Consider the following 22,533-nt stretch of genomic DNA (forward strand, 5'->3'; position numbering starts at 1 on the left):
ATTTTATATAATTGACATGTAATATTGATTAGCTCAACATTCTCTGTGCTTTTTTAACACCTTCCACCAAGGCATCAATTTCTTCGAACGTATTATAAACAGCAAAACTTGCTCTCACCGTTCCGGCAATATTAAAGAAGTTCATAATAGGCTGTGTACAGTGGTGGCCCGTTCTTACAGCAATTCCTAATTTATCAAGAATCATTCCTACATCGGAGGCAATTCCCACTCCTTCTAAATTAAAGGAAACAACACCTGTTCTCTTTGCTTTTTCACCATAGATCTTAATACCATCTATTTCCAAAAGCTGTCTTTGTGCATATTCCAATAAAGCATTTTCATGATTCTGAATGTGGGTATGACCTATTTTATTCATGAAATCAACAGCAGCTCCTAAAGCAATATTTCCACCTACATTAGGTGTTCCCGCCTCATATTTGAATGGAAGACCAGCATAAGTGGTACCATCGAAGGAACAGGTTGCAATCATCTCTCCTCCTCCATGAAAAGGTGGTAAAGCTTCTAATATTTCGCGTTTCCCATATAAAATACCTGTTCCCATCGGAGCATACATTTTATGACCTGAGAATACAAAGAAATCACAATCCATTTTCTGAACATCAATATTGAAATGCGGTGCAGACTGAGCACCGTCTATTATAATATAAGCGTCGGTATTCTTTCTTGTTTTGGCAATAATCTCTTCAATTGGATTTACAATACCTAATGCATTGGAAACCTGATTTACAGAGACAACTTTCGTTTTTTCGCTTAAAAACTGATCAAACTGATCCATCTGAAGGATTCCGTTCTCATCAATCGGAATCACTCGAAGTTTTGCTCCGGTTCTTTCACAAAGCATCTGCCATGGAACAATATTGGAATGGTGCTCCAGATATGAAATAATGATTTCATCATCCTTCTGCAATTTCTGTGTTAAAATATAAGCGATGAGGTTCAATCCTTCTGTTGTTCCCTTTGTAAAAATTACTTCAAAGTCATGTTCAGCATTGATGAATTTCTGAATCTTTCTTCTTGAAAGCTCCATCTCTTCTGTAGCCAGCTGGCTCAGGGTGTGAATTCCTCTGTGAACATTCGCGTTAAGTTCTGTATAATATGCGTGACAGACTTCCAAAACTGAATTTGGCTTTTGGGATGTAGCTGCATTATCCAGATAAACCAAGGGCTTACCGTTCACTTCTCTGTCCAATATAGAAAACTGGCTTCTTATTTCCTGAATGTCAAACATTTATTTATTTTTTAAATTAAAACGGTCTTATTTAGAACTCTTCAAATTTACGGCTTTTTTTCCGAAAGGAAGCATGAGGTTGGGTACTGATCATTGTCAGTTGATAGAAATATTCGATAGTGTAAGGTGGAGAAAGGCAATAAAGCGGAAAGACAAAATTAAAAGTAATGCCTTAAGCTGTTAAGTCTATTTTACTGAGAACCGTTATCAAATAAAAAACCCGCCAAAACTGACGGGTTCTTATATTGTTTAAATAAGCAATTCTTATTCTGCTGCAGTTTCAGCTGCTGCTTCAGGAGCTGCACCTTCTTCAGTTGCAACTTCTTCCTCATCATCATCATCCATTGCAGCTGCACCACCTTTCATTGCATTTCTAGACATCTTAACAGCAACTACTACTGCGTTGTCCGGGTGCATGAAAGAATATCCTTCTGTTTTGATACCACCGATGTAAAGTTTGTTACCAATTCTTAATGGAGTAACATCTACAACGATTTCGTCAGGTAGGTTAGCAGGAATAGCTTTTACTTTTAGCTTTCTGAAAGACTGACGTAAAACACCACCAGCTACAACACCTTTAGAACGTCCGGTAATTCTTACAGGAACCTCCATGATCACTGGCTTATCGTCAGATAACTGATAGAAGTCGATGTGAAGAATTTTGTCAGTAATCGGGTGAAACTGAATATCCTGAAGAACAGCTGGAATTGTTTTTCCGTCAACTTCAATAGATACCGTGTGTGCTTCAGGAGTGTATACTAATCCTTTGAAAGCTCTCTCTTCAGCAGAGAAGTTCAAAGGTGCTTCACCTCCATAAACAACACAAGGAACTAATTCAGCATCACGTAAAGCTTTTGTAGACTTTTTGCCCACGCTTTCTCTTTTTGTACCTTGAATTGTAATAGATTTCATTTATAAAAAATTTAAAAAATTGTTCTAATTTTAATTTGCAATTTGCTTAAAATCAATTAAATAACAAACTTGCTGCTAATTGATTTATGCTCATGTACCATGGTCATAACGTCCGCAAATAACGGGGCGCAAGATAGCACTTTTATTTTAGATGACAAATTATTTTTAACAGGAATTGAGTCAGTTACAATAACTTCCAGGAGTTTTGAGTTCTCAATATTCTCGTAAGCCTTTCCAGAAAGCACTCCGTGAGTAGCCATAGCTCTTACTGTTTTTGCTCCTTTTTCAATTAAGATATCTGCAGCTTTACAAAGTGTACCTGCAGTATCAATCATATCATCAATAAGGATCACATTCTTACCTGTTACATCCCCGATAAGGAACATTTCTTCTACAACGTTTGCTTTTTTTCTTTCCTTGTAAGCAATTACTACTTCAGCGCCTAAGTGACCGGCATAGTTTTTCGCTCTTTTTGCCCCTCCCATATCTGGTGAAGCAATGGTAAGATTATCAAGATCTAAAGATCTGATATAATCTACAAAAATACTGGAAGCATACAGATGATCTACCGGAATTTCGAAGAATCCCTGGATCTGATCCGCGTGAAGGTCCATCGTCATCACTCTTGTTGCTCCTGCTGCTGTAAGAAGGTTCGCAACGAGTTTAGCACCGATCGGTGCTCTTGGTTTGTCTTTTCTGTCCTGTCTGGCAAGTCCGAAGTAAGGAATTACTACGGTGATGCTCTTTGCAGAAGCTCTTTTTGCTGCATCAATCATTAGAAGAAGCTCCAAAAGATTGTCTGCAGGAGGGAATGTAGATCCAATCAGGAAAACTCTTCCTCCTCTTACAGATTCGTCCAAAACAGGTTCAAATTCCCCGTCGCTGAACTCCTGAAAGTTGATTTTTCCTAATTCTTTCCCATAATTCTGGGCAATTTTCTCTGCCAAGTCCCTGCTGGTTCTTGTACAAAATAGATAACTTAACTGATCGGCCATTTTTACTTTTTAAAAGATTTTGCAAATTTAAAAAAAAACCACAAGATTTACTCTTGTGGTTTCTAAGTTTTTATTTTATCAATTATTAAGGGAATTTAACTCCTGAATATTTGTTCGGATCTACTTGTGGAAGTGTAGATCTATATTTAGCATTGATAGACTTGATAAATTCATTAGCAACGATACCATATCCACGTCCTGTAAGGTGAACTCCATCTAAAGAGAAAGCTCCACCTGTTACAAATTTCGCAGTATATTTTACTCCGTCAAATGAAATACCGGATTGTCCGTTCAGTTCCAACATTTTAGCAGCTGCGTCTACAAAAGCCAATCCATAGGAATCAGCAAGTGATTTGATAGAAGCATTATAGGCAGTTGTTGCTGTTTTCACATAGCCAGCTTCTGTTTTTGTTAATACATGCTGGTTTTGTAATGGATAAGAAATTCCGTAAATATTTACCGGAGCAGGAACACCTGCTGCAGTACTTCCAATTACAGAACTCGTCGTAAGCAAAATATAATCATCTGCCGTAGCCTGTCTTGCCTGGCCAAAGATTTGTCCAAAAGCAGCAGCTGTTGGCGCTCCTAAAGCCGGAGTTAAAGCAACTGTAAGCTGTGCAGATAAATCTGTCAAAGCAACATCCTTAATTAAAACAGGGTTTGGACCTGTTGCAGAAAGTAAATTAATTCTATCCCCAGCTCCAAAAGCAGTAAGTGCCTGCTTTAAAGGACCGTATAAACTTGTATTAAGAGTTGTCAGATTTGAACCTAAAAGAGCAGGTGTCAAAGGGTTATAAGGCACCGTCGTAAAGAAAGGAACTGAAGTAACAGAAGGAATATTAGCAATAACTCCTTTTGCTGTTCCTACACTTTTAAGACCATCTAAAACTGCCTTGATAGACCCGGCAACAAGTGCAGGATCGGAGATATCATTTGATTTATACGTTGTAGGATTTGTATTTCCTGTCTGAACTGTAGCTGCTGTATAAGTTGTAACACCTCCTACAGTCTGAGAGTTTGTTCCTCCGTTGGTAGCATAAGACAGTACATCATTATTCCCTATCCAAAGAGAGAAAAATGTAGCTTTCTGAGCCATAGCATCAGCCAATACACTTGTCGTAGCAGAAGAAGCAAATCTTACAAAATAAGGATTAGCAGTACCGGTTAGAAGACCTGCCTGACTACCATATCCTGGAGCTACCAGATGGAATGATTTTGCACCAGGCACACCCATATTATTATAAGTACCTCCACCAGACAGAACATCCAGTGCCGCTGCCGGAGCACTCGGCACCGGAGACAGAGATCCGTTAACTACCTGAAGGTTCAATTTCCCAGGAAATCCCGGAAGATTGTTAAATCCACCTACATCATTAGGCATCAATGGCAGTTTAAAATCTCCTCCACCTGCAAGTTTCATTTGTCCTGCAATCATATTGGGGTAAGATTCATTTTGACCGCTGCTGTACAAAGCTCCGTCACGATATCCCGAAGTAAGTGAATTTCCCAGTGAAATATATTTCGTAAAATCTGCGTCACCTTTTGTTACCTGGATATCTTTCACATCCGTATCGAAATCCGTATTACAGCTTACTGTAAAAAGAAGTGCAGAAACTGCAATTGTCGATATTATAATTTTTTTCATAGTCTTCTAAAATTAAAATGGATTATAAGATAAACCTAGACCTAAGTAGAATGCTGTTGCTTTCGACTGTCCGTAGAAACCTAAGTTAACATTATCTACATTTCTGTATTGAGGCATTGCATATCCTCCGGCAATATCCACTCCGAATTGTTTCAGCTTGATACCTATCCCTCCTGTTACCACATAAGTGTCATATGAAGGTGTTTCCGGAATAAAGTTATTTGTAGTATATGGCGCTTCGTCATAATAAGCTCCCAAACGGCCATAGATCATATTGGTAAATGCATATTGAGTTCCCAATCTGAAGGTTTTAGAATTCTTAAAGTTTTTAGGACTTGTAAGAACAGTTGGATCCGATGGGTTGTTTCCAATAGGAGCATTCTCGAAATCTAAAGTAAGTTTGCTGTATCTTTCCCATCCATGATAGTTAAAGTCTGCAGAAACCTGCCATTTCGGTGTCACTTTATAAGTTAAACCAATGGTGTATTCTTCCACCAACGGAAGTGTTGCAGAGAACCCATCCTGTCCGGCAGCATTTAGTTTCAACTGATTATAGATAGATTGAGAAGGGAATTGGAAAGTAGCAGTACCATTTTTAGCTTTCATATCTATTGCTGAACGGTAAGCAATACTTACATCTAATTTCGGATCAGGTCTGAAGTAAAAACCGAAACCATATCCGTGTCCGCTAGCTTTTTTATCATTGATATTTACCTGCCCTCCAAATTGTGTTACTGCTTTATCCCAGTCTACCACACCTTTTGCATAGATATAGCTGGCACCAAAAGATACCCATGGAGCTAGTTTTACAGAAACCATTGGCTGGAAATAGAAACTTTTCAGTTCTAATTTCTGAACCATTTCTTTACCTTCCCAGTCATTCGGCCACTTAATTGTACTTCCAAAAGGCGTTGTTACACTTAGACCCACGGTAAGCTTTTCTATCGGTCTATAAGTAATCGCGGCATAGAAAGGAGTTCCTACAGGGTTATCTGTCTCTGTACTTTGTAAAGTATTGAAGTTTTGAAAAGTAACCTTGTTACTTGCTGCAAATCCTCCTGCCACTACACTCAGTTTGGAAGGGATAAATGACATACCCGCCGGGTTAAAAAATGTCACACTCGCGTCTTCGGCATGAGCACTAGTATGCGCCATTGCCAATTGTTTTACCCCCTGCAGGGAAACTCTGAAGCCTCCTGCGTAAGATAGAACTCCCGCCAATAAAGCAGTTGATACTAATATTTTTTTCATAGACTATTATTATATAAGCCAAATATAAAATTATTTTGAATACGTCTGTTAATATTTCCCAATATTTTAAACAATATACCAAAAGAAAACTATGTTTAAAATAATACCTGAAGGTAAATAAAATACAAAACAATCATTATTAATGATTTAAAAACATAATCAGAAAGGATATTAAACCATGTTTAATTTTAAACAAATGTTTAACACCAAACAATAAGCCATTAAAAAGCAGTCTCTGGAGAGTAAAATAATAATAAATGTTAAAGTAAACAGGATGGAATACAAACACTCCATTTAAAAAAATACCGTCTTTTATGGCATTACAACAGGTCTTATCCAGTTTTTAAGGTTCATTCTTACTCAAAACCTGAAAATGTTTTATCCCGAATTCAGGTTATTTGAGTATTTTAGAATTGCATAAAGATAAAAATACATAAATTTGCAGATTATAAATAATAGAAAATATGAGTTGTGGATGTAAAACATCCGGCGATTCTGCACATTCTTGCGGCCCTAAAAAAACCGCAAATGGCTGTGAAAATGTAAATACCTGCGGGAATAGTTATAAATTAAGTGTTTTTGACTGGCTTTCTAACATCAACAATCCGGCACCAAACAGGTGTGATTTTGTCGAAGTTAGATTTAAAAATGACAGAAAATCGTTTTATAAGAATGTAAATAATATTCCTTTACATATAGGTAGCGTAATTACAGTAGAATCAAGTCCGGGACACGATGTAGGCGTAGTAAGCCTTACGGGAGAATTAGTAAAGATTCAGATGAAAAAGAAAAAGTTTTCTGAAGAATCGGCACTCAAAATATACAGACAGGCCAACCAAAAAGATCTTGAGGTATGGCAGGAAGCAAGAAAAAAAGAAGACGGCGTAAAGCTTGAAGCAAGAAAAATTGCACAAAGATTAGGCCTTGAGATGAAAGTTACCGATGTGGAATACCAGGGTGATTCTTCAAAAATAACCTTTTATTACACGGCTGATAACAGAGTAGATTTCAGACAGTTGATTAAAGATTATGCCGGAGCATTCCGTACTAAAATCGACATGAAACAAATCGGTTTCAGACAGGAAGCAGCCAAAGTAGGAGGAATCGGGTCTTGCGGACGTGAACTTTGCTGTTCTACATGGCTTACAGATTTCAGATCTGTCAACACCAATGTTGCAAGATATCAACAGCTGAGTATCAATCCTCAGAAACTGGCAGGGCAATGCGGTAAGCTTAAATGCTGCCTTAACTATGAGCTTGACAGTTACCTGGATGCATTAAGCAACTTCCCTTCTTCTTCAACCACTTTGGAAACAGAAAAAGGAAAAGCATTCTGCATAAAAATTGACGTTTTCAAAAAGAAAATGTGGTTTGCTTATGTAGACAGTTCAATTGCATGGTATGATTTCGATATTGACCTTGTTAAAAAGTTGATTTCAAAAAACAAAAGAGGAGAAAAAACACTTCCTCTTGAAGATTTGAAACAGCCGGAAACTTCTTCTCACACAATAGACCTGATCCAGGAAAACAATGTGGATCGTTTTGAGAAGAAAAACAGAGGAAACAGAAACAGAAATAACCAAAACAAGCAGAACAACCAACAACAAGGACAAGGGCACGGGCAGGGACAAAAAAGAAACAGACCGGAAAGACAAGATAAACCGGAAAGATCTGAAAAAAACGAAAACCCAAATGCTCAATCCGCCAATCAGCCAAGACCTCAAAAGCAGCACCCACAGCAAAAAGCGCCTGTGGAAAAAGCAGTGAATAATTCTGAGACTGATAAAAAACCACAGAGCAATCCAAACAAGAAGAAATTCAAAAAGAAATATCCTCCAAAAAAAGATAACAATGCATAAAATTTTAGGATTACTTTCACTTATCCTTTTCTTTAGCTGCAACTCTTCCTCAGGAGGAGATGTCTTCATGAATTCCGTTGATAACAAATGGAATAAGAAAAGTGAACAAAAATTTAATCTTGAAGTTTCAGATCCGCAGAATCCTAAAAATATTATATTTGTTGTAAGAAATAACAACAATTATCCTTACAGCAATATAAGGTTTATAGTGAATTTCACCAATCTCCAGAACAAAAAAAAGGAAACAGACACCTTGAATTATGTACTGGCAAAACCCAACGGAGAGTGGCTTGGTACAGGGTTTGGTGACACGAAGGAAACTTTGTTTCAGTATAAAGTAAATTACCAGTTTCCGGGAAAAGGAAAATATGAAATCGGTCTCATCCAGGCGATGAGAAATGACAACCTTCCGGGAATTGAGGATATTGGGGTAAAAATAGAAACGGCTAAACCGTAACCATAAATGGAAGAAAACAAAAAAAATGCAGGAAATAAGGGGAAAACATTTCCTCTGCCTCCCAAGAAAAAGAAAGATACCTCCTGGAGAAAATGGGTTTCGTTTATTTGGATCGGACTCATTGCGGTAGTTCTGGGAATTTCAGGACTTTTCTTTTCGGTTTCTCAAGGATTCCTTGGGGAAATGCCTGATGTAAAAGAACTTGAAAACCCGGATATCTTTGTTGCTTCTGAGATCATATCTTCAGACGGAGTAACTTTGGGTAAATTCGAAAAAGAAAAGACTCAGCCAATTGTTTATAAAGACCTTCCTCCTTATCTTATTTATGCTCTACAGGCTAAAGAAGATGAGCGTTTCAAAGAACACTCAGGAATCGATTTATATTCCGTTGCCAGAGCCGTAGCCTATGGTGGTGGACGTGGTGGAGGTTCTACCATTACCCAGCAGCTGGCCAAGCTTCTTTTCACAGGAAATGCTTCTCAGAATAAAGTTCAGAGAGCATTCCAGAAACTGAAAGAATGGGTAGTGGCAGTAAGTCTTGAGAAAAGATACACCAAAGAAGAAATTATCACTCTTTATTTCAACAAGTTCGACTTCCTTTTCAACGCTAATGGTATTGAAATGGCTTCCAGAGTTTACTTTAACAAAAAAACGTCTGAACTTACATTACCAGAAGCTGCAACCTTTGTAGCAATGCTTGAAAATCCAAGAAAAAACAATCCTTACAGATACCCTGAAAAGGCTAAAGAAAGAAGGAATGTCGTATTGGATCAAATGCAGAAAACCGGATATATTGATGCTGCTACCTATGAGAAAGCAGCCAGTACTCCGATTGAAGTAGACTTCCACCCCATCAAAAGCATCACGGATGGATATTCTGCTTATTACAAGTTTTATCTGAGAAAAGAGATTGATAAATATCTTGAAGCTCATGAAAAAGAAACCGGTAAAAAACTAAACCTATACAAGGACGGTTTAAAAATATATGTTACTCTTGATTCTAAAATGCAGAAATATGCTGAAGAGTCAATCAAAGAACACTTAACAGATCTTCAGAAGAGATTTGATGCTGAACAGAGAGGAAGAAAGAACAGACCTTTCTACTATCTTAATGATAAACAAATCAAGGATGTAATGGTTCAGGCGATGAAAAGAACCGGCCGTTACAAATTGCTGAAAGCTGACGGAATGCCTGAGGATTCTATTATGATGGAGTTCAAAAAACCTATCAAAACTTCACGATTCACATGGGCCGGAGAAGAAGAGGTGGAAATGTCTCCATGGGATTCTATCAGATACCACAAACAAATTGCACAGGCAGGTTTGATGTCTATGGTTCCGGGAACCGGAGAAATCAAAGCCTGGGTAGGTGGTATCGACTGGCAGCATTTCCAATATGACCACATCAAGCAAGGTAAGAGACAGGTAGGATCTACATTCAAACCATTCGTATATGCTACTGCTATTATGAAACTGGGAATGACACCTTGTTCCGCCGTTTCTAACGGAACTTATGATCATAACGGATGGCATGTACCGGGAAGAGGTGGAATGCTTACTTTAAAAGATGCATTGGCACACTCTCAAAACCCTGTTGCTGCAAGACTTATCGAAATGACAGGAGTAGACGCTGTAATCCAGACAGCAAGAGATCTGGGGGTAACAGAAGATATTCCTAGAAACAATACCATCGCATTAGGTTCATCAGACATTACGATTTACGAAATGTTAGGTGCATACAGTACTTTTGCCAACTATGGAAACTACAACAAACCAGAGATGATCTGGAGAATTGAAGATGCCAATGGTAGAGTCATCAAGGAAGTAAACGTAGAGCCAAAAGAAGTCATGAACCCAATGTATGCTTACACCATGATTGAATTGATGAAAGGTGTTGCACAATACGGAACTGCTTCAGGAGAGTTGGGAAGAAGAGGAATCTCAAAAGCTGTAGAGATTGCTGCTAAAACAGGAACAACTCAGAACAACTCTGATGGATGGTTTATGGGAATTACACCAAAACTGGCAACCGGAGCCTGGGTTGGATGGGAAGACAGAGCCACCCACTTCTTTGGAACAGGTGAAGGTCAGGGTGCGAGAATGGCACTACCGATCTGGGCAATTTTCATGAAGAAAGTATGGGCAGACAAGAGTTTGGGAGTAACTCCTGATGACAAGTTTGTAAAACCTTCAGACTGGAAAGACGGATGTTCAAACCTTAAAGGATTAAGCGGCGGATATGGAGATGACGGAAGCCTTCAGACCATTGACGAAATCAAAAATCCAAGACCTGTAGATCCTACTCCAAAAAAACCAACAGAAAAGAAAGAGGACAACATCAATGAAAATCTTCATTCTAATGATGAAGTAGATTTCAATAAATAAATTCTCTTTTAGAAATACACAAGACCTTTCAATAATTTGGAAGGTCTTTTCTTTTATAATTAATACCTTTGAAGGATGAATATCGAACGCATCAGACAGCCATTTATTGAAAATTTTCCCGGTGATTTTTCAAAAAACCCTATGCAGAGAAACACTCCAAAGGTTTTATTTGCCACCATTAAACCTGCAGGCTTTGATAAACCTGAACTGATAGCTTTTAACGAAGCATTATCAGAAGAAACAGGCTTGGGAAAATATGAAGATAAAGACCTGGACTTTCTGGTGGGAAATAAACTTCCGGAAAACGTTCGAACCTATGCCACGGCTTATGCAGGACATCAGTTCGGGAACTGGGCAGGACAACTTGGAGACGGAAGAGCCATCCTTGCCGGTGAAATTACCAATGAGGCAGGAAAAAAGACCGAGATTCAATGGAAAGGAGCCGGAGCAACTCCCTACTCCAGACATGCTGATGGAAGAGCCGTATTAAGGTCTTCTGTACGCGAATATCTTATGAGTGAAGCCATGTATCATTTAGGGATCCCCACGACTAGAGCGCTTAGCCTGGCCTTGACAGGTGAAGACGTAATGCGAGACATCATGTACAACGGGAATCCACAACTTGAAAAAGGCGCAGTGGTCATCAGAACTGCTGAAAGTTTTCTGCGTTTCGGACATTTTGAACTCATGTCTGCTCAAAGAGAATATGACAATCTTCAGGATCTTGCCGACTTTACCATTGAAAACTATTATCCGGAAATTACATCAACTGACGACAAAAAATACAGAGACTTCTTTGAAAGGATCTGTACCCGGACTGCCGACTTGATGGTTGAATGGTTCAGAGTAGGCTTTGTACACGGAGTAATGAATACAGACAACATGTCTGTTCTCGGATTAACGATTGATTACGGCCCCTATTCCATGATGGACGAATATGATTTGAATTTTACACCCAACACAACAGACCTTCCGGGAAGAAGATATGCTTTCGGGAAACAGGGACAGATCGCTCAATGGAATCTTTGGCAGCTGGCCAATGCTCTTCATCCATTAATCAAAGATGAAAAATTTTTAGAAGATACTTTAAATAATTTCGGAACTTATTTTTGGGAAGCTCACGACCAGATGCTCTGTAAAAAGTTCGGTTTTGATCAGCTGAGAAAAGAAGATGAAGAGTTTTTCACCAACTGGCAGGGTCTTATGCAGGAACTTCAGCTGGATTACACCTTGTTTTTCAATCAACTGAAAAAAATAACCCAAAGCACAAATATATCAGAACATTTTAAAGATGTCTCTTATATTATTCTGAATGAAGAAAAGCTGGAAAAGCTAAATAGTTTCATCAAAAGTTACGAAGCGAGAAAAGCTTTAAACTCTATTTCGGGAGAAGACTCTTTCGCCATGATGGAAAAAACAAATCCAGCATTTATCCTCCGAAATTATCTTCTCTATGAATGTATTGAAGAGATCAGCAATGGCAAAAAAGAGATGCTGGAAAAACTCACTAAAGCTCTAGAAAATCCATATCAGGAAATATATCCTGAGTTCTGTGTAAAAAGACCGGCCGGATACGATGATACAGCCGGATGCTCCACACTTTCATGCAGCTCATAATTAACAAATATTTATAAATAATTAAAAAACAAGTAATTATTTTCATTTTTTCATTACATTTACTTACAACTTTAAACGTAAATCAAATGAAAACAAAATTACTATTCATGTTCTTAGCCTCTTCTATATTGGGGAATGCGCAGACTTTACTTTCGGAAAATTTTGAAGGAGCAACATTTCCTCCTGCAGGATGGACAAAATCAAACACCAATGTATCCAGAGCATGGGACTTAACAGGCAATGTTTTTTCCGGCAGTTCCGCTTCTTCAATTGAATTAAAAACAAGATTTACTATCGCCGGAAACAATTCAGCTACGATTGACTGGATATCCGGAGCCAATACCGCAAATCTTGTAAGCCCAACCTTCACTCTGGTTGGAGCTACAAGCCCTACCTTTAGCTTCAAAGTAAAAGTTGGCTGGGGATATATGATAAGTCTTAATCAGGGAAACCTGCTGGCACAAATTTCCACAGATGGAGGAACCAGCTGGACCACTCTCTGGAATGAAGACAGCGAACCTGGTTTTACCGATGACGGTGATGGTAATATTGATACGGATTTTTATAATACGGTTACTGTACAGAAAAGTCTTGCTGCATATGTAGGGCAGGCTAACGTAAAAATACGGTTCCAGTATGTTGCCAATGATGCAGATGCTGTTTCTATTGATGATGTACAGGTTATCGCTAACGGAACTCTTGGTACAGCTGAAATTTCAAAAACAAAAGCGGATAACCTTTCAGTTTATCCGAATCCTACAAAAGGCACAGTCAGCATTAAAACAGATAAAAAAATCAAAACAACATCTGTAATTGATATCTCAGGTAAAACTATAAGTACAAACAATTCTGAAACTACAGATATCTCTTCCCTTCCAAAAGGAACCTATTTATTAAAAGTAGACTTTTCAGACGGAACTTCCAAAACAGAAAAAGTCATCAAACAATAACAACGTTTATACAAACTTGTACAACCACCAATTTTGGTGGTTTTTTTATTTTACTTTTGCAAAAAATTTGACCCGTGTCTTTTATCAAAACAAAATTTATCAATTTTCTTAAACTGGTTTTCCCATCTACATATACTGAGCTGGCAGTATTCCTGTTTTTCATTGCCTGCTATGGAATTCTGGGATCTTATATTGCCCTTCATTACAGGATTATTTTTGACAGCAGGATTCCATGGGATGCTTACTTCAGTTTCGATAACAAATCAATCCTTATGACCGGAGGCAGCTTTGAAAGACACCCTCTATCCTACTATTTTTTTAACTGGGTAAGAGAATTTTCATTATTTATTTCAGGAGGAAAAATGGACGCCAATTTCAGGCTTACCCTGGCATGGCTCAGTAATATTATCATTACATTAAACATTATTCAGGTATTTAAATATGTAAAGAATATCATTCAGCTACCTGTATGGTTAAGCCTTTTAATCATCCTATTCTTTGGGGCTTTTTCCACTAATATCATCTTGTCTTTTACGCCGGAGAACTTTACCTATACCTTATTATTACTATCGCTATACAACTACTATGCGGCAATCAAACTGAGGAAAGAAGAGAAAATACCAGCAACCGCCTTATCATTGGCAGGGATTACTATCGGAGGGCTTACTATTACCAACTTTGTAAAAGTTTTCATTCCTCTTATTTTTGAAAAAGGCATTTTTACCAACTGGAAGAAATTCGGAAATGCAGTTCTAAGAGTAGCAATAGCTGTTATCTGTTTTGTACTTCTTTATCTGAACAGAATTGATTTTAAATATCAGAATATCTTTTCAAAAACCAACCAGCAATATGAAAAGTTTTCCAATGTAGAATCGATGCCGACATGGGATATGATTCTTTCATTTTTCTTTGGAGGCAATATTCTTTTTCCCGGATTCATCATGTCAGACAAGCATAATATGAAAGGGTTCAATTTCAAAGGACTTTATATGGACCTTTATTCCTCTGCCATTCCTTACTTTTTCGTAGCAATATTATTAATCCTGATAAGTTGGAGTTATTTAAAAAACTTTAAAAATAAATGGGTTCAGGTAATCGTAATTTCTTTTATAGTTGACGTCATGATCCATTGCGTGATGAGGTTTGGTCTTCATACTTCCTACATCTATGGAGGACATTTTGTTTTTGCCTACCCTTTGCTTGTAGGATGGCTCTTTTTTGCGTACAGATCATCACCGAAAATGATGTCATTTTTAACATTCATTGTGGCCATATTATTTACTTATCTGCTGATCAATAATATCTTTAGAATGACAGAATTCTTTTGGTTTATGGAAAAATATTATCAATAAAAAAAGCTGAGAGATTTCTCAGCTTTTTGTTTTTTATGTCGAAATAAATTCTTCTTATTTTGCTTCAGCACAGAAAATTCTATACTGTACTGCTACTGCAGATTTAAAATATTCTCTGATTCTGGAAAGATCACTGGCAGCACTTTGTTTTGTAAAGTAACTTCCGGCTAAAATTTTATAATTAGGTCTTAAAGAAGCATCCGTCTCCACTTTCAGATTTGGAAATCTCTTTCTGAAATAAGATTTCACCTCATTAGCCTCCTCATTACTTTTCACCGTTGTAATCTGAATTTTGAACCCTAAAATTCTAGGATTTTTCTTACAGATTTCTGCATTGGTAAGTTCTCTGCTCGGCACAAAGATCTTGGGTGGTTTTGTTGTTATTCCTGTAGAAATTCCACTGTCATTATTACTAAAATCTTTAGAAGAATTTGTTGGGGCAACTTTCGCACACTTCCCTTCAATTCCTTCCAAAGCAGCATTTATTTTGGAATCCATTGTCATAACAAGCTCTGTTCCTGACAGGGTATCCTTTTTAACAACTTGTTGTGCTTCAATATTATAAAATCCAAATAATGATAATATCGAAAATATTTTGATTAGATTTCTCATTTAAACTTGTTTCCGCAAATTTATACAAATTAAAAAACTATACCAAACTGGTTATTTAGAATCAATACAAATTAAACGTAAATGATATTTTCCCTTTTCGATATACCGTTAAATTCCTGTTAAAAATATTATTTTTGCGGAATTGATTGAATGTTCAATAATTTACTAACATAAGATAATTTAAATGATTAGTTGGAGAAAGCATTATAAAAAAACGTTGATCGCAATAGGCTTATTGCTATCAACCAGTGCTTCATTTTACGGGCAAGACGGCGATCCTAAAAACGGAGAGAAACTTTTCAAAGCGAATTGTACTGCATGTCACGCGCTGGACAAACAAGTTGTAGGACCACCATTAAAAGGGGTTGTAGAACGTGTAAAGACAGAAGGTGGTGTAGACAAAGATTGGCTTCACAAGTGGATCAAAGACAACAAAGCTCTAAGAGCTTCTGGGGATAAATACGCCAATGAGATTTTTGAAAAGTTTAACAAGACTGAAATGCAGGTCTTTCCAAATCTTACAGATAAGGATATTGACGACATTTTAGCTTTCACAACTAACCCTCCTGCTCCGGAGGAGAAAAAACCGGAAGCAACTCCTGCAACTGACGCTACTGCGGCAGCTCCTGCAGACAAAACTACAACAAACGTTGTCATCATTTCACTTTTAGCGATCGCAGGTTTACTGGTTTGGATCTTGGTTAAACTAAGACAATTGGTAAAACTGGGTCAGTCTGAAGATTTAGCCGGACTTAATGAAACACGAGTTCGTTCTTTCAGTGAAATGTACGAGAAGTTCCACTTCATTGGTAAAGGTCTATTGGCAATCCTTGCTATTTTGGCTGCTTACGGAGTATGGAACTGGCTAATGTGGATCGGGGTTTACAAAGGGTACAAACCTGAACAGCCTATCTACTTCTCTCACAAAATTCACGCTGGAGAACAGAAAATTGACTGTCAGTTATGTCACTCTAGTGCTAAATACGGAAAAGTATCTGAGATTCCTTCTATGAACGTTTGTATGAACTGTCACAGAACAATTTCTGAATACAACGCAGATCACTACATGGAGCCAGGAAAAGACAAGGCATTCTATGACGGAGAAATCCAGAAGATCTATGCAGCAACAGGTTGGGATCCTGCAAAACAACAGTACACAGGAAAAACACAGCCGGTTGAATGGACAAGAATCCACAACATGCCAGACTTCGTTTACTTCAACCACTCTCAGCACGTAATTGCTGGAGAACAGGCGATCATCAATTCTTTCAACAAAAAGAATCCTAATAACAAAATTGATGTTGTATGTAAAGCTTGTCACGGTAAAATTGATACAATGAATGTTGTTCAAATGGCAAACGACTTTACTATGGGATGGTGTATCGAGTGCCACAGAACGACTGAAGTTGATATGAACAACGGTTATAATAAAGAGTACTTCAAAAATCTACATGACAAGTTGAAAAAACAATATCCACAAGATGGAGGTAAGATCACTGTAGATGCAATTGGAGGTCTTGAGTGTGGTAAATGTCATTATTAATAACTAAAAAATTAGAAGTATAAATGGCTTCAAACAAAATACAATTCAGAAGTATTCATGAACTTAAAGATCCGGCTTTGAATAATAAGCTGGCTCAGAAAGAGTTTCAGGAAGAAATTCCGGTAGAAGATTTCCTTGGAGATGCTGAGAAAAACGGATCTAGTACTTCAAGAAGAGATTTCCTTAAATTACTAGGGTTCTCTACAGCAGCAGTTACATTAGCTGCCTGCGAAGCTCCGGTAATCAAAACGATTCCTTATGTGGTAAAACCGCATGACATTATTCCGGGAATCCCTAATTATTACGCTTCAACCTATTTTGACGGTTTCGACTTTGCTAGTGTTTTAGTAAAAACCCGTGAAGGTAGACCTATCAAAATTGAACCAAACCCGGCTGGTGGCGATTTAGGTAAAACTAACGCAAGAGCTCAGGCAAGTGTACTTTCTCTTTATGATAACGATAAAGTAAAGCAGCCTAAACTAGACGGTAAAGATGAAACTTTCGATAAAGTAGACAGTTTCGTTATCAAAGGGTTGGAAGAAGCTAAAGCGTCAGGCAAAAAGATTGTGGTTTTATCACACTCTTTTGCTTCACCAACTTTCAAAAAGTTATTCGCTGAATTCAAAGCTAAATATCCTACAGCTGAATTAGTAACTTATGATGCTTTCCCTTACTCTGCAGGATTAGATGCAGCACAGGAAGTATTCGGACAAAGAGCCTTACCTGTTTATGACCTTAACGGTTCTGAATTGGTAGTTTCTTTCCAGGCTGATTTCTTAGGAGATTATAACGCTTCAAGCTTAGAGACTTCTTATGCAGCAGCTAGAAAACCAGGAGCAAACATGTTGAGACACATTCAGGTGGAGTCTAACATGTCATTAACTGGTGCTAACGCTGACTCAAGATACAGATTAAAACCAAGTGCTGTAAACAAAACTTTAGTGGAACTTTACAATGCAATCGTAGGTGGCGGTACTACTGATAAGACAGCTACTGAAATTGCTAACGAATTGAAAGCAAAAGGAAGCAAAGCTGTTGTTTTCGCTGACGGTTCTAAAGGAGCACAGGTTTTAGCACACTTAATCAACCAGAAATTAGGTTCAGTAGCTTTCACAGGTAAGGCCAACTTCCTTAAAGAATTCGACGGTGCTAAATACCAGGAATTCTTAGGATGGGTAAACGGTGGACAAGTTGGTGTATTGATTACAAACAACGTAGACCCTATCTACTCTCATCCAAAAGGAGAAGATTTCAAAAAATCTTTATCAAAAGTTCCTTACGTAGTAGCTGTAGCAGATAAGAAAAATGAAATGTACAAGGCAGCGAAAGCTGTAATTCCGGTAGCGAACTGGTTAGAGTCTTGGGGAGATATCGAACCACAGACTGGTGTATATTCATTAATGCAGCCTACAATTCAGAAAATCTACAAATCAAGACAGATTGAAGAATCTCTATTGGTTTGGAAGAATGGTAAAAACAATGCAGCAAACAACTACTACGATTATTTAAAAGCAAGCTCTGCTTCTCTTTTAGGTGGTACTTCTTTCAACAAAGCATTGTATAATGGTATCAACGCTTCTACAAATGCAACTACTTTAGCTTATGCAGGTGGAAACGCTGCTCAGGCTGTTGCTGAACTAGGAAACTTTAAAGCTTCTGAATTAGAATTAGTATTATACACTAAGACTTCAATGGGAGACGGTACTCAGGCAAACAACCCTTGGTTACAAGAGTTACCTGACCCAATCACAAGAATGTCTTGGGATAACTACCTTACAATTTCTCCTAAAGATGCAGAGAAATTTGCAATTGACAACGATCTTAACGCGAGAATGCAGCTAGATGGTTCTATTGTAAACCTTACTGTAAACGGAGTTAAAATAGAAAACGTTCCTGTATTCGTACAACCAGGACAAGCTGAGGGATCTGTAGGTCTTGCACTTGGTTATGGTAAGAAAAACTCAGGAGCAACTGCTGATACTGGTGTAAATGCTTATCCTTTATTTGACGGTTCTAACCTTGTTCTTTCAGGTGTTAAAATTGAAAAAACAGGAGAAGATCACGAGTTCGCAGGTATCCAGCTTCAAAATACATTAATGGGTCGTTATGAAATCGCGAAGGAAGTTCCTTTAGCTGAATTCATTAACGTTGCTTTTGATGATGAGCACAAAGGATGGAACAAGCCTTTGGAATACCACACAATCAGCGGAGCACTTCCAGCGAGAAAAATCGACCTTTGGGATGCTTTTGATGATACAGATGGTCCTCACTTTAACTTATCTATCGACTTGAACTCTTGTACGGGTTGTGGAGCATGTATTATTGCTTGTCAGGCAGAAAACAACGTTCCTGTAGTAGGTAAAGAAGAAGTAAGAATGTCCAGAGATATGTACTGGTTAAGAATTGACCGTTACTACTCTTCAAGACAGAAAGTAGAAGTTTACGAAGGATTGAAAGAAGGAATGGCTGTACCAGAATTGTACGGTACTGCTTTCGGAGACGGAGGTGCATTAAACCACCCTGCAGACAACCCGGATGTAATCTTCCAACCAGTAATGTGTCAGCACTGTAACCACGCTCCATGTGAAACTGTATGTCCGGTAGCGGCTACTTCACACGGTAAGCAAGGTCAGAACCATATGGCTTACAACAGATGTATCGGTACCAGATATTGTGCAAACAACTGTCCGTACAAAGTAAGACGTTTCAACTGGTTTACGTATAACCTAAATGACAAGTTCGATTTCAACATGAACAACGATTTAGGAAGAATGGTACTTAACCCGGATGTAGTTGTAAGAACTAGAGGGGTAATGGAGAAATGTTCAATGTGTATCCAAATGACTCAGAATACTATTCTTGAGGCTAAGAAAGAAGGAAGAAGAGTGAAGGATGGAGAATTCCAGACTGCTTGTTCTAAAGCTTGTTCTACCGGAGCAATGACATTTGGAGACATGAATGATAAAGATTCTTCAATTAGAGAGCAATATGCATCTAACAGAAGATATTATTTACTAGAGGAGATCGGAACAAAACCAAACGTGTTCTATCACACTAAAGTAAGAAACAGAGTAGAAAAATAAAGTTTAAATAATAAATAGGTAAAAAATGTCAGGACATTACGAAGCTCCGATAAGGGAACCTCTAATTATTGGTCACAAAACTTATCACGATATTACAGAAGATATCGCACGACCTATCGAAGAAAGAGCAGGTAAATTATGGTGGATCTCATTATATGCTGCACTAGTTCTATTCCTCTATGGATTCGGCTGTATCGCTTACACTATCGGGACAGGTATTGGAGCATGGGGGCTTAACAGAACTATTAACTGGGGTTGGGATATTACCAACTTCGTATGGTGGGTAGGTATCGGTCACGCCGGGACCCTAATCTCCGCAGTATTATTATTATTTAGACAGAGATGGAGAATGTCTGTAAACAGATCTGCAGAGGCGATGACGATCTTTGCGGTTGTACAGGCAGCAATCTTCCCTGTAATCCACATGGGTAGAGTTTGGGTTGGATACTGGGTATTCCCTTTACCAAACCAATTCGGTTCTCTTTGGGGGAACTTTAACTCTCCTCTACTTTGGGACGTATTTGCGATCTCTACGTATTTCTCAGTATCAACTGTATTCTGGTTCATGGGACTAATCCCTGACTTTGCAATGATCAGAGATAGAGCTAAAACTCCTTGGACTAAGAAAATTTATACATTCCTTGCATTCGGTTGGGGTGGTAAAGCAAAACACTGGCAAAGATTCGAAGAACTTTCTTTGGTTCTTGCAGGTTTGGCAACTCCACTTGTATTCTCAGTACACACAACCGTATCATTTGACTTCGCAACTTCAGTAATTAAAGGATGGCACTCAACAATCTATCCTCCTTACTTCGTTGCCGGTGCAATCTTCTCAGGATTTGCAATGGTACAGACCCTATTGTTGGTTGCAAGAAAAGTGTGTCACTTAGAAGAGTATATTACAATGTATCATATCGAAATTATGAACATCGTAATCATCTTAACCGGTGGTATGGTAACTGTAGCTTATGCAACTGAATATTTCATCGGATGGTACTCAGGATCTAGATTCGAAGATTTCACATATCTTTCTCCTGGTGCTGCTGTAGGACCTTACTGGTGGGCATTCTGGTCATTGATCATCTGTAACCTTGTTATTCCTGCTTCTTTCTGGTTCAAGAGACTAAGAACGAACATTATCTGGACATTCATCGTTGCATTAATCATCAACATCGGTATGTGGTTCGAGCGTTTTGATATCATCGTTATCAACCTTTCAAGAGACTACTTACCAGGATCATGGACAATGTTTAAGCCAACGATCATTGATGTGGGTGTATACTTAGGAACAATCGGATTCTTCTCTGTATTATTCTTATTATATGCAAGAACATTCCCTGTAATTGCACAGGCTGAATTAAAATCGATTTTGAAAATCTCAGGTGAAACTTATAAAGCAAAAGAAGGAGATGAGCACCACTAAAATTGTATACGGACTTTATGCTGACGACGACGATTTAATGAACGGCGTTAAAGCATTCAACGATAAAGGAATCGCAATCAACGAAGTTTATACTCCGTTTCCGGTTCACGGACTAGACAAAGCTTTAGGTTTAAAGAAAACCAGAATTTCTGATGCTGCTTTCATCTATGCTTGTTATGGTGTAACTATCGGTGCTACTCTTACCTGGTACGTGATGAATCACGACTGGCCTCAGAATATCGGTGGTAAACCAGCTTTTGACTGGGGGCACAACATGCCGGCATTCGTAGTTCCAATGTTCGAATTAATGGTATTCTGTGCTGCTCACATGATGTCTTTAACTTTCCTAGTTAGAAACAAAATGTATCCAGGAGCTCCAGCTCAGAACCCGGATCCAAGAACTACCGACGATAAATTCATGATGGAATTTGTAACTGAAGATGTAGAATCTGTAAAACAGTTGCTTATTGAAACTGGAGTTGAAGAAATAACTGTTAAAGACGCTTAAAATGAAAAAGAATGTATTAAAAATTACAGCGGTTTTAGGTTTAACAACAGTTTTACTTAACTCTTGCGGACCAAAGGAGAACACTCCATTGGTATATTTCCCGGACATGTATTTTCCGGTAGCTTATGATCCATTGATGAAAGCTCAGGACGCTTATTCAGATCATGAAAATGAAATTCCTGCTTTTGTTAAAAATAATGGTGCAACAGGTCTTTCTCCTGTAGAAGGATCAGTTCCTCAGAATAAAGACGGAGTTTTTGAAGAAAGCTTATTACCTAAGAATGTTGACGAGTACAACGCAGGGTATGAAGCATCTAAAAAACTTACAGCATCTCCTTTGAACCCAGCTAATGCAGCTAAGGATCTTGAAAGAGGTAAAATATTGTTTGATCATACTTGTGCTGCATGTCATGGTACAGGAGGTGATGGACAAGGACCTATCGTTCAAAGTGGAGCATTCTCTGGAGTACCAAACTATGCTGACAGAGAAATTACTGTAGGATCTGTTCATTATGTATTAACAAACGGTAGAAATGCCATGGGATCTTATGCGGGACAATTGAACGCAGGAGACAGATGGAGAGTAGCAATGTATGTGATGAGTGCTTTCAAAAAAGGAGCAGCAGCACCGGCAGCAGCTACAGCGGCGGCACCAGCAACAACTGAAACGACTACCGAAACTAAAAAATAAG

General features: G+C 38.2%; 17 protein-coding genes. 11 read left to right on the plus strand and 6 right to left on the minus strand.

Translation table 11 applies throughout. The features are described 5' to 3' along the window. Window positions 1-28 precede the first annotated feature (28 nt). From RAH34_RS08740 to RAH34_RS08760, 5 genes are all read right to left on the minus strand, one after another. The gene (locus RAH34_RS08740; RefSeq protein ID WP_306595867.1) at window positions 29-1,249 is read right to left on the minus strand and encodes an aminotransferase class V-fold PLP-dependent enzyme; all 1,221 of its coding nucleotides are present in this window, start codon (window positions 1,247-1,249) and stop codon (window positions 29-31) included. A 264-nt stretch (window positions 1,250-1,513) separates the two neighbouring features. After that, on the minus strand, window positions 1,514-2,161 hold the full coding sequence (locus RAH34_RS08745; RefSeq protein WP_114819761.1) for a 50S ribosomal protein L25/general stress protein Ctc: 648 nt from the start codon (window positions 2,159-2,161) through the stop codon (window positions 1,514-1,516). A 56-nt stretch (window positions 2,162-2,217) separates the two neighbouring features. After that, window positions 2,218-3,156: a ribose-phosphate pyrophosphokinase gene (locus RAH34_RS08750; RefSeq protein ID WP_114819760.1), complete on the minus strand. Its 939-nt coding sequence runs from the start codon at window positions 3,154-3,156 to the stop codon at window positions 2,218-2,220. Between the two features lie 85 nt (window positions 3,157-3,241). Beyond that, the gene (locus RAH34_RS08755; RefSeq protein ID WP_306595868.1) at window positions 3,242-4,801 is read right to left on the minus strand and encodes a G-D-S-L family lipolytic protein; all 1,560 of its coding nucleotides are present in this window, start codon (window positions 4,799-4,801) and stop codon (window positions 3,242-3,244) included. A gap of 12 nt (window positions 4,802-4,813) precedes the next feature. After that, the gene (locus tag RAH34_RS08760; protein WP_306595869.1) at window positions 4,814-6,052 is read right to left on the minus strand and encodes an OmpP1/FadL family transporter; all 1,239 of its coding nucleotides are present in this window, start codon (window positions 6,050-6,052) and stop codon (window positions 4,814-4,816) included. A gap of 464 nt (window positions 6,053-6,516) precedes the next feature. Between RAH34_RS08760 and RAH34_RS08765 the strand changes: the two genes are divergently transcribed. The 6 genes from RAH34_RS08765 (at window position 6,517) to RAH34_RS08790 (ending at window position 14,672) form a co-directional block, all read left to right on the plus strand. Then, the gene (locus tag RAH34_RS08765) at window positions 6,517-7,911 is read left to right on the plus strand and encodes a regulatory iron-sulfur-containing complex subunit RicT (RefSeq protein WP_306595870.1); all 1,395 of its coding nucleotides are present in this window, start codon (window positions 6,517-6,519) and stop codon (window positions 7,909-7,911) included. Further along, window positions 7,904-8,368: a gliding motility lipoprotein GldH gene (locus RAH34_RS08770; RefSeq protein WP_306595871.1), complete on the plus strand. Its 465-nt coding sequence runs from the start codon at window positions 7,904-7,906 to the stop codon at window positions 8,366-8,368. The genes RAH34_RS08765 and RAH34_RS08770 overlap by 8 nt, the downstream gene beginning before the upstream one ends. A 6-nt stretch (window positions 8,369-8,374) precedes the next feature. Further along, window positions 8,375-10,753: a transglycosylase domain-containing protein gene (locus RAH34_RS08775; RefSeq protein WP_114819755.1), complete on the plus strand. Its 2,379-nt coding sequence runs from the start codon at window positions 8,375-8,377 to the stop codon at window positions 10,751-10,753. 75 nt (window positions 10,754-10,828) lie between these two features. Next, a complete protein-coding gene (locus tag RAH34_RS08780) occupies window positions 10,829-12,370 on the plus strand; it encodes a YdiU family protein (protein WP_306595872.1) in 1,542 nt (513 codons plus the stop codon). 86 nt (window positions 12,371-12,456) lie between these two features. Next, window positions 12,457-13,320 (plus strand): T9SS type A sorting domain-containing protein, encoded by an 864-nt coding sequence (locus tag RAH34_RS08785; RefSeq protein WP_306595873.1) that lies wholly within the window; start codon window positions 12,457-12,459, stop codon window positions 13,318-13,320. A gap of 74 nt (window positions 13,321-13,394) precedes the next feature. After that, on the plus strand, window positions 13,395-14,672 hold the full coding sequence (locus tag RAH34_RS08790) for a DUF6080 domain-containing protein (protein WP_306595874.1): 1,278 nt from the start codon (window positions 13,395-13,397) through the stop codon (window positions 14,670-14,672). A 54-nt stretch (window positions 14,673-14,726) separates the two neighbouring features. Here the strand turns inward: RAH34_RS08790 and RAH34_RS08795 are convergent, their stop codons facing one another. Next, a complete protein-coding gene (locus tag RAH34_RS08795; RefSeq protein WP_114819752.1) occupies window positions 14,727-15,284 on the minus strand; it encodes an SPOR domain-containing protein in 558 nt (185 codons plus the stop codon). A 184-nt stretch (window positions 15,285-15,468) separates the two neighbouring features. On the opposite strand from RAH34_RS08795, the gene RAH34_RS08800 reads away from it, so the two are divergent. The 5 genes from RAH34_RS08800 to RAH34_RS08820 are packed head-to-tail and all read left to right on the plus strand — an operon-like array spanning window position 15,469 to window position 22,532. Beyond that, window positions 15,469-16,827 (plus strand): c-type cytochrome, encoded by a 1,359-nt coding sequence (locus RAH34_RS08800; RefSeq protein ID WP_047426932.1) that lies wholly within the window; start codon window positions 15,469-15,471, stop codon window positions 16,825-16,827. 23 nt (window positions 16,828-16,850) lie between these two features. Next, window positions 16,851-19,910, plus strand: coding sequence for a TAT-variant-translocated molybdopterin oxidoreductase (locus RAH34_RS08805; RefSeq protein WP_306595875.1), 3,060 nt, complete (start codon window positions 16,851-16,853; stop codon window positions 19,908-19,910). Window positions 19,911-19,935: 25 nt separating this feature from the next. Further along, window positions 19,936-21,333: an NrfD/PsrC family molybdoenzyme membrane anchor subunit gene (nrfD, locus tag RAH34_RS08810; protein WP_034691792.1), complete on the plus strand. Its 1,398-nt coding sequence runs from the start codon at window positions 19,936-19,938 to the stop codon at window positions 21,331-21,333. Further along, on the plus strand, window positions 21,320-21,841 hold the full coding sequence (locus RAH34_RS08815) for a DUF3341 domain-containing protein (RefSeq protein WP_027371993.1): 522 nt from the start codon (window positions 21,320-21,322) through the stop codon (window positions 21,839-21,841). Before nrfD ends, RAH34_RS08815 begins: the two co-directional genes overlap by 14 nt. A gap of 1 nt (window position 21,842) precedes the next feature. Next, window positions 21,843-22,532, plus strand: coding sequence for a cytochrome c (locus RAH34_RS08820; protein ID WP_034691797.1), 690 nt, complete (start codon window positions 21,843-21,845; stop codon window positions 22,530-22,532). Window position 22,533 lies beyond the last annotated feature (1 nt).

The sequence above is a fragment of the Chryseobacterium sp. WLY505 genome (genome assembly GCF_030846215.1).
GTDB lineage: Bacteria > Bacteroidota > Bacteroidia > Flavobacteriales > Weeksellaceae > Chryseobacterium.